14 protein-coding genes are annotated in these 15429 nt (G+C 44.9%); 3 read left to right on the top strand and 11 right to left on the bottom strand.

What is annotated here, in order from left to right; all coding sequences use genetic code 11:
• Positions 1-9 precede the first annotated feature (9 nt).
• Both PaeBR_RS03730 and PaeBR_RS03725 read left to right on the top strand, forming a co-directional pair.
• A complete protein-coding gene (locus PaeBR_RS03730; protein WP_410513566.1) occupies positions 10-1809 on the top strand; it encodes an ABC transporter ATP-binding protein in 1800 nt (599 codons plus the stop codon).
• 51 nt (positions 1810-1860) lie between these two features.
• Complete coding sequence (locus PaeBR_RS03725) at positions 1861-2190, top strand: helix-turn-helix domain-containing protein (protein WP_410513565.1); 330 nt, start codon at positions 1861-1863, stop codon at positions 2188-2190.
• A gap of 3 nt (positions 2191-2193) precedes the next feature.
• Here the strand turns inward: PaeBR_RS03725 and galE are convergent, their stop codons facing one another.
• The 11 genes from galE to PaeBR_RS03670 are packed head-to-tail and all read right to left on the bottom strand — an operon-like array spanning position 2194 to position 14579.
• On the bottom strand, positions 2194-3228 hold the full coding sequence (gene galE, locus PaeBR_RS03720) for a UDP-glucose 4-epimerase GalE (protein ID WP_410513564.1): 1035 nt from the start codon (positions 3226-3228) through the stop codon (positions 2194-2196).
• A gap of 21 nt (positions 3229-3249) precedes the next feature.
• Positions 3250-4782, bottom strand: a complete 1533-nt coding sequence (locus tag PaeBR_RS03715; protein ID WP_410513563.1) for a lipopolysaccharide biosynthesis protein — start codon at positions 4780-4782, stop codon at positions 3250-3252.
• Complete coding sequence (locus PaeBR_RS03710; protein WP_410513562.1) at positions 4779-5666, bottom strand: glycosyltransferase family 2 protein; 888 nt, start codon at positions 5664-5666, stop codon at positions 4779-4781. Before PaeBR_RS03710 ends, PaeBR_RS03715 begins: the two co-directional genes overlap by 4 nt.
• 1 nt (position 5667) lies before the next feature.
• A complete protein-coding gene (locus tag PaeBR_RS03705; protein WP_410515066.1) occupies positions 5668-6864 on the bottom strand; it encodes a glycoside hydrolase family 88 protein in 1197 nt (398 codons plus the stop codon).
• A gap of 22 nt (positions 6865-6886) precedes the next feature.
• Positions 6887-8086 (bottom strand): glycosyltransferase, encoded by a 1200-nt coding sequence (locus tag PaeBR_RS03700; protein ID WP_410513561.1) that lies wholly within the window; start codon positions 8084-8086, stop codon positions 6887-6889.
• Positions 8086-9285, bottom strand: a complete 1200-nt coding sequence (locus PaeBR_RS03695) for a glycosyltransferase (protein WP_410513560.1) — start codon at positions 9283-9285, stop codon at positions 8086-8088. Before PaeBR_RS03695 ends, PaeBR_RS03700 begins: the two co-directional genes overlap by 1 nt.
• An 8-nt stretch (positions 9286-9293) precedes the next feature.
• Positions 9294-10451, bottom strand: coding sequence for a polysaccharide pyruvyl transferase family protein (locus tag PaeBR_RS03690; RefSeq protein WP_410513559.1), 1158 nt, complete (start codon positions 10449-10451; stop codon positions 9294-9296).
• A 15-nt stretch (positions 10452-10466) separates the two neighbouring features.
• A complete protein-coding gene (locus tag PaeBR_RS03685) occupies positions 10467-11498 on the bottom strand; it encodes a glycosyltransferase family 2 protein (RefSeq protein ID WP_410513558.1) in 1032 nt (343 codons plus the stop codon).
• A complete protein-coding gene (locus tag PaeBR_RS03680) occupies positions 11495-12727 on the bottom strand; it encodes a glycosyltransferase (protein ID WP_410513557.1) in 1233 nt (410 codons plus the stop codon). The genes PaeBR_RS03685 and PaeBR_RS03680 overlap by 4 nt, the downstream gene beginning before the upstream one ends.
• Positions 12724-13380: an acyltransferase gene (locus PaeBR_RS03675; RefSeq protein WP_410513556.1), complete on the bottom strand. Its 657-nt coding sequence runs from the start codon at positions 13378-13380 to the stop codon at positions 12724-12726. The genes PaeBR_RS03680 and PaeBR_RS03675 overlap by 4 nt, the downstream gene beginning before the upstream one ends.
• A 14-nt stretch (positions 13381-13394) precedes the next feature.
• Positions 13395-14579 (bottom strand): nucleotidyltransferase family protein, encoded by a 1185-nt coding sequence (locus tag PaeBR_RS03670; protein ID WP_410513555.1) that lies wholly within the window; start codon positions 14577-14579, stop codon positions 13395-13397.
• A 192-nt stretch (positions 14580-14771) separates the two neighbouring features.
• Between PaeBR_RS03670 and PaeBR_RS03665 the strand changes: the two genes are divergently transcribed.
• Positions 14772-15428, top strand: coding sequence for an acetyltransferase (locus PaeBR_RS03665; RefSeq protein ID WP_410513554.1), 657 nt, complete (start codon positions 14772-14774; stop codon positions 15426-15428).
• Position 15429 lies beyond the last annotated feature (1 nt).

Raw genomic sequence — 15429 nt, 5'->3', positions numbered from 1 at the left:
GGTGTTCTTATGAAAACGATAATGTATTACATCAAGCAGCTGCATGCATTTTCGGGAATTCAATTGTATCTCAATATGGCCGGCATGGTTATCAGCGGACTGCTGGAGAGCGCAGCGATTCTATTATTAATCCCGATGCTCGGCATGGCCGGAATTCAACTTGGGGGGCAAGGTGCCAGCTTCCACTTCGCCGTTTTTGATAAACTGCTGGACCTGTCTCAAATTACAGTGCTTTTTATCGTGCTCGGCATCTACTTGTCCATTGTATTCGGCCAGACCCTGATTTCACGTTCAGTGATGATCCGGAATGTAGATATTCAGCAGAGATTCAGCCGCAAGCTTAGGTTTGAGGTCTACAGCGCCCTGCTTCGGGCGGAGTGGCCTTTTTTCCTGAAGAAACGAACCTCGGACCTGGTTAATTTAATGACTTTGGAATCTGCGCGTGTGATCAGCGGAATTAACTACTTTTTACAGTTTATCACTTCCCTGCTCTTCACGCTGGTTCAGATCGGCTTTGCCTTCTGGCTGTCTCCCCAAATGACCCTGGTTGTCCTTGGCTGCGGTCTTGCTCTCTCCGTGTTCTCCCGTGGCTTTATCCGGAGCGCCAAAAAACTGGGCAGCCGTACTTCCCTGATTGGACAAACTTATCTGGCCGGCATAACGGACCAACTGAACGGAATCAAGGATATCAAGAGCAACAATCTGGAGAGTTCACGGCTGGACTGGCTGCAGACGGTCACACAGGGAATGCTTGATGAACAGCTTGAATATATAAGACTCCGAATGAACTCCCAGCTTCTATACAAGATGTCTTCGGGCCTGCTCATTGCCGCCTTTATATTCATGTCCTTTCAATTCCTGCATATGGATGGACCCTATTTGCTTCTTGTTATCCTGATCTTTGCCCGTCTATGGCCTACCTTTACCACCCTGCAGTCTCTACTGGAACAGCTCGCTTCCATGCTCCCTTCCTTTAAGGCGCTGCAGCAGCTCCAGGATGAATGTCTGGAACACGCCGAGAAAGGCATACGTTCGCATGAGGATCATATGATCATCCCCATTCACATGGAGAAAGGATTAGAGGTCAGAGAGGTCTCATTCCGTTATCATTCACACGAGCCTGTCTATTCGCTGCAAAATATCAATGTGTCGATTCCCGCCAACCGTATGACCGCAGTTGTGGGCCGTTCAGGCGCAGGGAAAAGTACTCTTATTGATCTGCTAATGGGACTCATGCAGCCTGAATCAGGAGAAATTCTGGTGGACGGAAAACCTATCACAGGAGATCATTTGCTTCCGTTCAGACGTTCTATCGGTTATGTCGCCCAGGACCCTTTTCTTTACAATGCAAGCATCCGGGACAACCTGATGATGGTTAAGCCTGATGCCAATGAAGCAGAGCTGTGGGAGGCGCTGGAATTTGCCTCTTCGGCCGATTTTGTGCAAAAGCTGCCCCAGGGACTCGATACCCTGATAGGTGACCGTGGAATACGATTATCGGGAGGAGAACGTCAACGTCTGGTGCTGGCCCGGGCCATGATCCGAAAGCCTTCCATTCTTGTTCTGGATGAGGCTACAAGTGCGCTGGATACGGAGAACGAAAAAAAGATTCAGGAGGCGCTGGACCGGTTAAAAAATTCAATAACAATCATTGTTATTGCCCATAGGCTTTCGACTATACGGAATGCGGACCAGATCCTGGTTATAGATAGCGGGAGAGTTGTGCAACAGGGGAAATTCACAGGACTTGCCTCCGAAAAAGGCGGAGTTTTCAGCAGTCTGTTAAACAATCAGGAAGAGGCAATGTAAAGCGTTGCTTAACACCTCTTCCCATGTCCCATATTAATGGAGGTACAAACCATGATCGGTGAAAGGATCCAAATGCTTCGCAAGAAGAAAAATTATTCCCTTACAGAGCTGTCCGAAAGAGCTGGCGTCGCCAAGTCTTATTTAAGTTCAATCGAACGCGGAATTCAGCAGAACCCGTCTATTCAATTTCTTGAAAAAGTGGGACTGGTCTTGGGCATTACCGTGGAAGAGTTCCTCCAAACGGAGAGAGCGACGGATCATAACGACCCTATCGATCTGGAGTGGACCGCTCTTGTGAGAGAAGCGATGCAATCCGGCGTTAGCAAAGGACAATTCAAAGAATTTCTGGAGTTCAACAAGTGGAAGCTGGAACGTAATTAAAGGTCAATTGGCCTTTTCCAATTCGATCTCACTATAGCCATTGGGATTGGCACACTGCCACCGCCATGTATCCTCGCACATTTCCATAATGCCCCTGTCTGCACTCCAATTAAGCTCCCGGTTCGCCTTTAGCGTATCTGCATAGCAGACCGCTATATCACCTGATCTTCGCTCAGCGAAAGCATAGGGAATTCTACGCCCTGAGGCACTCTCAAAAGTGGATATCATCTCCAGCACACTGAGGCCTTTTCCGGTACCCAGATTATATACATCTACACCCTTACGTTGCATAATTCGTTCAAGGGCTTTTATATGGCCTTGTGCAAGATCCACAACATGGATATAATCTCTGACCCCCGTACCATCAACTGTGGGATAATCGCATCCGAACACGTTCAATCGCTCAAGCTTCCCGACAGCCACCTGTGATATATAAGGCATAAGGTTATTCGGAATGCCGCTCGGATTCTCACCGATTCTTCCGCTTTTATGCGCCCCGATCGGATTGAAATAGCGCAGAATTGAAATCCCCCACTGCGGATCGGACAGGGCCATATCCTGGAGAATTTCTTCAATCATTTGTTTGGTCCGGCCATACGGATTGGAAGCGCCCAGGGAGGAATCCTCTGTAATGGGGACGGTTTCAGGACAGCCGTAGACGGTTGCCGAGGAGCTAAAGACAAGCTTGAACACTTCGTATTTCTTCATTATCTCACATAAGACGAGCGTGCTGTATATATTGGTATGATAGTATTTAAGAGGTAACTGCACAGACTCTCCAACAGCCTTAAGACCGGCAAAATGAATAACCGCCTCAATAGAATGTCTGGCAAACACTTCTTCAAGCCTTTCCTGATCCATCAGGTCCAATTCGTAGAAGATAAAGGGCTTATTCGTGATCTCTCCGATCCGTTTAATCGCTTCAGGGTGGCTGTTGGAAAAATTATCGACAATCACGATTTCGTATCCCGCCTCAAGCAGTTCTACTGCCGTATGGCTGCCAATGTATCCTGCTCCCCCGGTAATTAAAATAGCCATTAAACCCGCCTCCATTATGTTTTAATTGGGTCTGAATCTCATGGTCAACTTGCCTAGCAGCGCCCTTGCAACGCCCAGCAGATAATCAAACTCTTCGCTCCGGTGAAACAGAATAACGTAGAGAATATTAATAGTTGTGAAAGCAATCAACCCTTTTGCAACCAGATGAAGGAAACTGTCCGCGTGGATAAACCCGCTTGTATAGTAAGTCGCAACAAATGCGCCTATGCCTATTAACATGTAGTACGCATATTTGAGGTAATGATCGACCACGGATAGATGAAATACCTTTTTGTACACAAGGTAAGGTGTTGTCCAGAAAGGCATGGCCAAGGCACTGACCAAGGAACCGATAAATACTCCCGTAATTCCAATCCGTTGAACCAGAACTATTGATACACCCAGCCCTATTGCAGCTTGGACCAAGGGTACGAACCGGTCTTCATGAAAAATGCCCGCGGTTGTCTTCACCGTAGAAATCGGATTGCGCATTCCTCTCTCAAAAAACAGAAGCATCAGTATGATCAGAACACTGTTAGACATCAGAAACTGATTTCCTATCCATATGGAGATAAACGGTTCGATCAGGATATATAAGAGAATGGTGAGCAAAGAGTACAGCCAGAAAGAGAGAAGCAGCATGACCTTATAAACGCTGTATATTTTTTTATCGCTTTCGCTGGAGACAAGATTCCCTACACTGTGGTATAAGTTACTGAAGATCTGGTTTATAAACGTTCTGGCGATATCCACCAGCATCTTGTAATTAGAGTAAAGTCCTACGGCCGCAACGCTGACAAAGGTCGAAATCAGGATATTCTCGGTACCCAGTACCAGATAGCTGCCGATATTTTGAATGACGATGGCCTTAACATTTTTAATGATTCCGCCCTTGGTTTCAGCATCCAGCGAGCCAGTGACTTTTTTCTTCAGATAGGGATACTTTTTGTTGGCGATCGTTGTAAGCGTAATTGCTGTTGTAATGGTTATAATGCTGTCAATAATCAGGAACATGATGTAATTTGCGGTGTAGTAGAGGATGCCAATCTTGAGGCAGGTGGATAATATGGACGAAACCGAGAAAGTAAGTGTAATGATATATCCCTTTTGGCTTACATTCAAAAATGAGTTTTTGTAGGAAAAGAGGTATGGCGTGACCGTGTTAAGCAGGAAAATCAGGTATATGAGATACAGATTGTTTACATTGGAGTCCTTAACGATAGTGTCGAGAAAAGGCATCAGAGACAGGCCCAGCAAGGTTACTACCAATGCAATAACCAGATAAGCGTTCCGGTATAACCGCATCAGCTTATTGATTTTCTCGTAGTCATTCTCAGCAATAGGCTTGTAAAGGCTATACATGATGCTGGTTCCGATTCCCGCTTCAGCCAGTGTTAGCATCATCAGGATGTTGGTAAACAGGCCGTTTACGCCCAGATACTCGATGCCCAGGGAGTTAATGAATACGGTCCGGGAAATGAAGCTGAGCAGTGTGATAATGATCTGGTTTCCGATGCCGGCGGTAATGTTGATTAGCGAGTTTTTTACTCTCATGGGCTTCCCCTGTGAAACATAAGCTTTCGAAGCCGTACCGAAAATACGGCAGTGAACAAGGTCAAAGGATGAATTTCCAGATAGTGAGCCGCCCGCCTTAGGCCCGTTTTGCCCCCCACAAAATCGTAATACAAATTATAGTTGGAAAGCCTTCCCCTCAGATCATATTCGTAATGTTTAATCTGCTGTCTGATATAGCAGGCCGTCCCTATCGGATTTTCCGAGAAAATTCTTTTCATATTATGGGTTAATCCATCTTCGAGATAGTCGCATATATAGATCGTTTGGTTAAACCATCTGATCTTGAAGCCGTCATAGGCCATTCGGTCCCACACCGTAGCTTCCGTAATAAATTTCTCCCCGTAAATCTCATCGAACTTGTATCTTTTCAAAATTTCCGTATAGAATACTTCGGCCTTGTCTCCGGTTATATGGCATTTATGCCGTTCCAGCGAAGTGGCATCGATATAGTCACCATTAAAGGTGGTTCCGAGGTAACCCTCTTCATGAGAACCCCTGTTACCGGCAATGCCGCAAAACCGGCTTTTATCCTCCAGGCTGCCTTCCCATCCGGCTATGCTGTCCAAGGCGTTGCAGGTAAGATAATCATCGGAATCTACAATAAAAAAAAGTTCTCCCCTAGCCAGATCCACTCCCCTGTTTATAGCTCTATGTTTCCCGCCGTTCTCGACCTTGTAATAACGGATGGGAAAACAGTTGTTTTCCGCGCTCCATGCCTCAAACAATTCCTGGGTGTTGTCATCCGACCCGTCATCCATAACAAGCCATTCAAAATCGGTGAATGTTTGCGCCTGTAAGGATTTGTACAGCTCTGCAATAATGTAAGCCCGGTTGTATGTTGGAGTAAAAACTGTGATTTTCATGTTAAGGTCTCCTTCCAACATAAGTATTTAGATACATGTTGATCCCCCTTACACTGAATCCCTGAGCAAACGGCAGAATATTAAAGGTCATTGAATAGACGCCGATATCTTTGGTATCTCCCTGGGAGAAGTCGATCGCGCCGTTTCTCCGGGTCACTTTCATTAAATATTTCATGGAGAGATCAGCGTGCTTCAGGCATTCCTCCGACAGTTCCCCGATTTGTACCGCATTCAGCAGGAACCATCCTAAAGTAGCTGTTGCCGACGAATCCGGCCGGCTTTCCTGCCGCGTTACCGTCCAATTCCAGGCTCCACTAGCCTGCTGATAACGCATTACAGCCTTTGCAAATCTACTTACGCTTTGCTCTAACGTTTGTTTATGCTTGTGATAACCGGGCAGTTCCGTCCAGGCATCAATCAGGCCAATCGCATACCAGCCAAGCCCCCGTCCCCATCCGTAAATCCCGAGTGGTGCCAGATCCTCAAGTCTATAAGCATGACACGGCAAATCATACTTTTCCGAGAGACCATGTTTCTCATATTCGGTAATCTGCTTGACAGCAAGTTCAATACATTCCTCTTGGCCAAATTCCCTGCCGTAGGCGATCAGAAAAGGGCAGATGAAGCCGATGGTATCGACGTAACGGTAGCTTTTCATATATTTCCGGTATTGAACGGTTCCGTCCTCTCCCAGATGTTCTTTCAGCAAATCCCAGACATAGTCCAGGCCGCGCCTGTATTTGTGCTTGTCTATAAAGTTCAATTTCATCAAAGCATAAGCAAGAATTGCAGCGTCTATATGTTCCGGCTTCTTCCTCCATTGCCCATCCATGTCAAAATGCTTATGTAAATAGTGCTGAATTTCAGCTTTGACCTCGGGATCATCATTATGCTGCAAATATTCCGAAAGTCCCAGTAAAAGAGCTGCTTCCTGCCAGTGCTGGATCGCTGCCTTCGAGTAGTTTCCCTTTATCATGTCTAAAACTATTAATCTTGTGTTATCAGTTACTTTTATTTTGGGCATTCTCTTTAGCCAAGCCATACCCAAGCTGACCATGGATTGATTCCATGCAGTTGTATCTTCGTATCGACCTATTCGTATTCTGCCCAACCAGTCTTTCATAAGAGGCAACAAATCAATTGCAATTACAATGAATCCAATTGCGATGAAGGGATAGGTCACATACTGCAGTATCATCCCGAACATGGCCCCACCCCTCTCATAAAATCAACTCATATAACTTATCAATTTCGGATTCGGTTCCCAAGTTCTCTTGGGATAACTGATTAACCCATTGGGTTCTTAATTCCTCACCCGTGATTAGCTTTACTATGCCTTCCGCGATTGCCTCGGGATTCATCTCTACAATTAATCCATTCTTCTCATGCTCAATTTGATCTTTGGCAGTGCTGAAATTCGTAACGACGATCGGCTTGTGCATAATTTTCGCTTCATCTATAGCTATGGATTTCCCCTCGAATCTTGAGGTCTGCACATAAAGATCAGCGTGTCGGATATAGGGGTACGGATTATCTTTAACACCCAGCAGGATAAAATGGTTCTCGAGCCCGTATTTCTCAATCAAATGCCTGCAGTCCTTCTGCTCCTGATCCGTTCCGAATCCCAATATATACCACTTAACCTTATAGGCACTGCCAACAAGGATTCTGCATGCTTCAATCGCGAAGTCTATCCCTTTGGCATAGCTTAATCTGGATAGAGTGATAATGTTCGTAAACTCCCTATCAAACTGCAGCTGCTCCTGCGGTTCGGTGCCGGCCATATGGCGAATGATGCTGGGGGAAACGATGTTATGAATTACTTTTACTTTTTCCTGCTGATCCTGAAATTCCTCTTGTATGGCTCTGGCACATTCCTCAGAAACGGTAACGAGCCGGTCCAATTTATTAAAAAAGGGCCTGTCAATCGCCGCATCCATTTCAAGGTTCGAATAATTCGTATGAATCCATCCGATCTTGGTATGGGCATCCGTTTTATCTATCACGCAGTAGATAGGGTTTTTCTCAAGATATCCGATGGCAACATCATAGCGCCCCTGGATTTTCTGTACTGATTTCGATACATACTTCCATGCCCTCTGTTCACAACGGGCCTTATTCTTCTCCGTAATGAAAATGAACTGGGCGATGGTACGGGCAAGCGCTATGCGAATATTTCCTCTTCGGAGACACTCTGCAAGGGCTGTCTTTATCGACATATTAAAATACTTGTAATGACGGGGTTCGTTCAGTAGATTCACTTGTTCCGGAATCTGGGACATAAAAATACCCTCATGCCTGAATAAGAACAAATCGACCTCAACCCGGGAATAATCCAATGTCTGCAACAGAGAAATCAGCGATTTCTCCGCACCGCCGCACTGCAGATTATTCATAACGAACAACAGCCTTTTCTTCATTATCTCTCACCCACAAGCTTATAAAGTTTATCGATCTCTTCTTCCGTCCCAAGCTGCTCCTGTGAGAGATTCTTTGATAATTGCAGTCTCAAATCCTCATCCAGAATGAGCTGCTCGATTCCGCGAGCGATATCACCAGGATTCATTTCAACAATCCAGCCGTTATACCCATGCTTGATTTGATCCTTTGCGGTGCTGAAATTTGTGACAAGAATCGGTTTGTTCAGTATTTTCGCCTCGTCGATGGCTATCGATTTGCCTTCGAATTTGGACGTTTGGACGTAGATATCAGCATGCTTGATATAAGAGTAAGGGTTGGATTTTAGGCCGAGCAGCCTGAAATGATTTTGAAGTCCGTTTTCTTGGATCAGATGGGCCAGCCTCTCATGTTCCTCGCCCTGGCCGATAATGTTCCAACGGACTTTATAGCCTTTATCCACCAGTATTTTGCAGGCTTCAACAGCCATTTCAAAGCCCTTCTGGTAATGCAACCGGCCAATAGACAGAATAATGATTTCATTGTGGCTTCTCTCATAAACGTCAATATTTGCTTGATTAGCCATCTGCTTGATCATGGTCGGTGAGACGATATTATAGATCATTTCAATTTTATGACGCTGCTCAGGAAATCTTTTTTTAAGAACATGGGTGCATTCCTCTGATACGGTAACAATATGGTCCAGTTGTTCGAAATATTTAATATCAAATCTCGGATCCATACCCAGCTTGTCGTAGTCGATATGAACCCAGCCTATTTTCTTGGCAGCCTGCACTTTATCAACACAAAAGTAGGTGGATGATTTCTCCAAAAAACCGACTGCGACATCATACCTTTTATCCAATACATTCAAGGAGCTGGCTAGATACTTCCAATTGTACTGTTCAGTAACCGCGTTGCTCCGGCTTATGGCGTTCTTAAAGGCAAACATTGCCCTGCAGTAGGCCAAAGGCAACCGGTTTTGAAATACAAGCTTTCTTACGGATTCGGCAAAAGGTAAATTGAACAGACGATAGCTGTCGGGAAGCGGCAGCACATGGACTTCGCCGGGCAAAAATTCCATAAATATTCCTTCATGATTGAATAAAAACAAATCCACTTCATATTGGTTGAAATCAATCTGGGAGAGCAAATTAACCAAGCTTTTTTCTCCCCCGCCGGCAGATAGACTTGGCATGACGAACAGCAAGTTCTTTTTCATATCGGGCCTCACGCCAATTCTTTTAAATAATCAACGGCTTTGTAGGACATTTCTTTGATTTGGGGAATGGATTTCTGCAATTTTTGCCTAATGCTATCCTCTTCATTCAGCATTTCATTTAATTTATGAATCAGTTTTGCTCCACTGGATATATCCTCTATGCCAAGCACCAGCTTCTCTTCGCCAAAGATATCTCTTGCGATGCCCTTCGACTTCACGCTGTAGCCCAGAACCATGGTGGGCACCGCATTGGAATAGGCGGCTATTGTGGCATGAGTCCTCGCCCCAATGAAAAATCTCATTCTAGCAATATATCCTTTATACTGGATTGCTGTTAAATAATCGGGCAGCAGGATAACCCGGCCCGTATGCTTAAACTCATCATAATATTGCTTCAAAACCTCAAAATCATTATTCCCGTTCTCAATAACATGGGGAGTCAAGGCAATAGTCATATCCGTGGTATGCAAAATATGCCCAATTAGTTCCCGGACTGCGGCCTGGGACTGCTTGTTCCGGTTCATCACCAGCGGGCTGAAGTTGAGGCCTATTGTATTGCCGGTCTGCCAGCCTTCGGGCAAAGGGAGTTCCTCTTTCTCCATCGTAAACGCCGGATCGGCACACAACCTTACATTTTGCAGCCCCTTGTCTACTAACATGTTGTAAGTCAGCGATTCACGGGCCAGGATCAGATCAAATCTTTTTAGATCCTCAAATTTCAGATCCGTCATATCCTCTTCTCCAATAGAGCATCCCCAAAGAACAAGCTTCTTGCCCTCTTTCTTGACTCTGCGGTCAATTTCATACCAACCCGGCTGCTCGCCATAGCAGTAGTTATCGCCGCCAATGGAAAGATAGACATCCATATCGTTAATATGCTTGATAATATTGTGGTGGATTTTACCGAAAGCATAAGTGTCATCCTTAAAAAACTTCACTTTTAATGAGGAAACGAGCCAATTATACGAGTATTTATCAATCGTCCGGTCAGACCCGTCATAAATCCCATCCAAGGCTGTTATAACCCGATCGGTCTCAGGCCTGTTGGAAGCCAGATACACTTTTGAATCATTGATCTTCTCTTTGATAATTCCTGTGGAGGAGCGTACAATGGCCTCGCAGCCCCTGTTTAAACTCCCTCCATGTAAAAACATCATGATCTTCATGTCATTCCCTCCCCGTTATTTGTTTCGCATTCTGCTGTATGCGGCAGCTAAATATAAGCCGGGCACAACTTTCTTCCTGATCATTTCAAGCAGCATTCTCTTGTACCGGCCTGACGAACTGTAATGATTCTCGAAATATATGGGCAGTGCTTCTTTTACGGTCCTGCTGCTAACCATTTCCCTTATATATTTGTACCGTTGGCGCAACCCCATATCTTTGGAGGGCTCGAAGTAAAGGTGGACTATGGATAAGACCGTATTGATCAGCCTTTCTGATTTCAACTCCCCAATTGTCTTCCCATCCAACAGACTCGCATAGATTTCCGGCAGCCGGGTTTCATAGACCTGAACAGCTCTGCTGAAATAATCTTGGTCCGCTATGTTTCGGGTAGCACTCCCTGCCGTTGCTATATAGTGATACCCGCAATAATCAATGTACACCGCGCTATCCGCTACGCTAAAAAACAATATATTAAAGTAGGCATCTTCTCCCAACGCGACATTTGCAGGAAAAATCACCTGATACTTTCTGACGATCTCTGCCCTGTACATCTTATTCCACACGGCGTTTAGAATGTCAGACTTCACAAACTCGGGCAGCAACTGTTTCCGGATATACCCTCTGTCAAGCTTTGTGCATCTCGGAAGAGGGAAATCCGTGATTATACTATGGGAACCTACGGTGCTTTCAAAATCAGAGATGACCATATCGCATTCCCACTCCACGGCGCGGGTATATAAAACTTCGAACATATCAGCCTCCACGGTATCATCTGCATCCACAAAACCGATATATTTCCCGGAGGCTGCGGTAAGTCCCGCATTTCGAGCCATGCTTACGCCCTGGTTATTCTGATTGATTAATCTGATTCTAAAGTCGAGCGGCATGTGCTCTTCTATAATTTCTTTGCTGTCATCTTTGGAACCGTCATTCACAAATATAAACTCGCACTCCCTGAGCGTTTGGTTCATAAGCGATCTTATACATTCTCTAAGAAAGGGACCTGCGTTATATACAGGAATAATGACACTAACCCTTATGCTCATGTGTACAACGGCTCCTTCTTGCGCTTATTGTTAGTAGAAGGTATCAGCTGATAAAGCTTGTGTAGCTCATAACTGTTGCTGTAATCTTTATCTTCGAGATTCGAAATTAAGGCATTTCTAATATCCAGGCTTTGGTACATCAAATGAATGGCATCCGCAATCCCTTCCGGACTCAAATCGCAAATCCTTCCGTCCACACCGTCTGCCACTTGGCTCTGTGCCGTAGGGTAATTCGTGATGATTACCGGCTTGCCCAGAATCTGCGCTTCAGTAATCGTTACGGCTTTTCCTTCATAACGGGAGGGCTGCACGTATACGTCGCACATTTTGATATACGGATATGGATTTGATTTTTTGCCCAAAAGAATGAAGCTCTCTTCCAATTGGTGCCTTGCGATTAAATCTCGCAGCTCCTGCTCGTACCCCCCATACCCGATTACATACCACCGGATATCTGTCATCCCCCGGCCATGCAGCGCCTTTAAAGCCTGAACAGCCATATCGTAACCTTTCACGTAGGATAATCGTCCGACAGATACAATATTAAAGGTCTTTGAGAACTCGGGAGTATCCTCTGCGCGGGACATCTTCTTAATGAATTCGGGGGAAGTAATATTCTCGATTTGCACAATCTTGTCTTTCAGTACCGGATATCGGCTTAAAAAAGACTCGGTGCAAGCCTCTGATATGGAAGCGATATAATCAAATCCGCTCCATACCTTGAGATCCATCTTGTTATTGATCTCCAGCATGCTGTAATCTGTGTGAATCCATGCCAGCTTTTTCTTGGCTTTCACCCTTTTCAACACGACATCATGCGGCCAGCCATTGCTGATGACCAGATCATATTCTTTCTCAGGTCCCCGGATATAGTAGGAGGATAATCTGGATTCCCACTGCATTTGTATATATCCTGGACCTTCTTTCAGCTTTTTCCTCACAGAACTCGCCTTGGCAATAACTTTAGACAGAAGCCTAACTGCCACTGCCATAAGGTTTCTCTCCGAAAGGCATTGTCTTAGCGATTTCCTGAAGACGGTATATTTCTTTCTTTCAGGAAGCAAATTGACCTGCACCGGAATGAGCCCCATTAAATCACCTTTATGGGAAAAGACCAGCAAATCCACATTATGATGCTCATAGTCAAACGATTCCAGCATGTTGATAAGGCTTCGTTCTATGCCGCCAATTTCCAGATCGTAAACGGAAATCAAAATATTCTTTTTCATGCTTGAGACCTCGTTGTCACAGGTTTCATGTTCACTATGTTTGATTTGGATTCTATGATTTCCTTGAATATATTTTCCCGCTTATTCAAAAACAGCGTATGGGCAGGAACAGTTCCCTTGACTACACTGCCTGCTGCAATGACTGCATGATCTCCAATAAATGTGTCTCTCAGTATCACTACATTAGATCCGATCCACACACCGGAACCTATAACTACCTCGCCCTTGATCAAATGACCCTCATCCGTCTTTTTGTAATTGTGGTCATGATCATTAATACATACATTTGGAGCAATTTTCGTATGGTTGCCGATATGGATCTTGTTGACACAATTGATAGTACAGTTATCGTTAATGAACACATTGTCCCCCAAGGTCAATTCCCCGTCGAAATCCATCCGGATGCTCACATTTTTCCGAATGAAAACGAATTTGCCCAGTCTGATCTTCGACCTCTTATTAAAAACCTCTATTGTACTGTTGGATTGCATGGAATACGGGGCATACTGGATGCTCCTGAAATAAATCAGCTTATAGATCAGACCTCTTATAACTCCTGTTAAATGAGACAAATTCATGGCGAGTGTACATAAAAGACCCCTCTCACGGTATTGCAAGTGTATGGTCTTCAACATCTTTATAAATTGTCCCATACCCCTATCCCTCCCTAGGTCAATCTCTTGGTTTTCCTCCAGGCCCATAAAAAAGGTCGTAATGGGATGTATAGAAAGTGTAGTCCCTTCGGTAAGGGCAGTGTCTCTGCATCTTCCGGATAAGGGTAAAGAAAGCTTAGGATGAACCAGAGCTTTTGGTGCATGGTTAATAACGAGAATTGATGCATTTTATGATAATGGGCCACTTCATCGGGAACGGGATAAGAATGCAGGTTCACCATACGTTCCAAATAAAAGAGGGCATCCTGCGCCAAACGCTGAGATTTCTTGTCATTCACCATGGGTTGCAAGGCAGATCGTTCAATCGGAGCTTCTAAAAGACTGGAAGCAAGCACCAGAGCCTGGCCACCAATATAGTAAAGGTGATATTTATGTAGCATGGTTGTAAGCCTATCGACATCCGGCTGCTGAAGAAGCAACCGTTCGATATCAAGCAGCCAACGCAGCCTCGACCATCCATGCCTCGCACCATGTGAGATGAGGAAGAGGAACAAATCTTCCTTCCCTAAATAATAAATAGGGTAGCTGACCAGACTGCTTTCCCTCCTCCTGCTCCATAGTTCCTTAAAAATCGGTTCCTTGGACGGAGCGGGGTTGAGTCTCCAGTGAAGTTCGACCTTGATTCCCTTTTGCGGATGGTTGAAGGTGATATGATGATGCCTCCACTTCCAGTCGTTTAAAACCGTGTGAATATAGTCATCTTTTACATAACCAAGACCCATCAGCAGCGCTTCCGCTTTAAACAAATCATCAAGAGGAATTAATAGATCCAGATCACAGGAAGTCCGAAGTGAAATATCTCCGTATAAATCTTTGGCGATTACCGGTCCTTTCAGAAAAAGCACATTTATATTGGAATCGGCCAACTCCTTACCGATATACTCCATTTCTCCGCTCAATTGAAGCATCCGAAACGTGTTCTCACAATAGAAGGAATGGAACCTGCGAATAACCTCGGCGGGTACCCACTGCTCCGTAATTGCCTTAATCTTAGGATAAATATTAGGGTATACACGATGGTGTAGAACCAGTTTAATAAAGGTGTCCCAATTCGTCTGCCGGAACAGCTCCGGCTTGCTTGCCGGCAAATCCTGAACGCTGTCTGTGACTAGAAATGCTATAAGTAACTGCATTTCTGTGGATAGGGCTCCCTTGTTGAGAGCAAACGGATTTAGCATAGGATTACCCCTTAGTATTAAGCGTATAACGAACAAAACAATGACATTTCGTTCTATTTAACGAACACAAATAAATCGTAACACTGTTCACTGAAAGTTGTCAATTGCTATGTTACAAAGAACTACAAATTCCCCCGGGAATATAGGTGTATATGATATAGTTTTAGAATAGAGAGGGAGGCTGAATATCCGTTGGAAGGTATACTTGTTTTTGGTGCAGGTGGTCATGCTAAGGCCGTAATCGATGTTATTGAACAATCAGGCCGTTATGAAGTCATCGGAATCCTCGACAGTTATAAAGCTCCTGGGACCAAAGTCTATGGTTATGAGGTTCTCGGCAATGAGCAATATATTGCCGAGAATAAGGAGAACATCTATGGCGGAATTGTAGCGATTGGGGATAACTGGAGGCGATCTGAGATGGTTAGCCGTATTCGCTCCCTGCATAGGGATTTTTCTTTTATTCCTGTGGTACATCCTTCCGCTTCGGTCGCCAGAGGATCTGTCATTGGAAAAGGTTCTGTGGTCATGGCTGGTGCCGTGGTTGGAAGCGATACGCATATAGGAGAGCATTGCATCCTTTATTCCAAGGCATCTGTCGATCACGACAGCACCCTTGGAGACTATGTCACCCTGGCCCCGAATGCAACAACAGGCGGTGATGTACATATCGGAAGTTACAGCGTAATCTCACTAGGTGCCAATGTCATTCATTCTAAAAATATCGGAGAGCATACGGTTATTGGGGCAGGATCAACAGTGTTGTCCGATATAGATGCCTATTCCCTTGCGTACGGAACTCCGGCCCGTAAAGTAAGGTCACGCCTGGAAGGAGAACGTTATCTTTAGT

The sequence above is a fragment of the Paenibacillus sp. BR2-3 genome (assembly GCF_046529485.1).
Lineage (GTDB): Bacteria > Bacillota > Bacilli > Paenibacillales > Paenibacillaceae > Paenibacillus_AQ.
The sequence above is the reverse complement of the archived record's forward strand: the minus strand, read 5'-3'. Positions and strand labels throughout refer to the sequence as shown.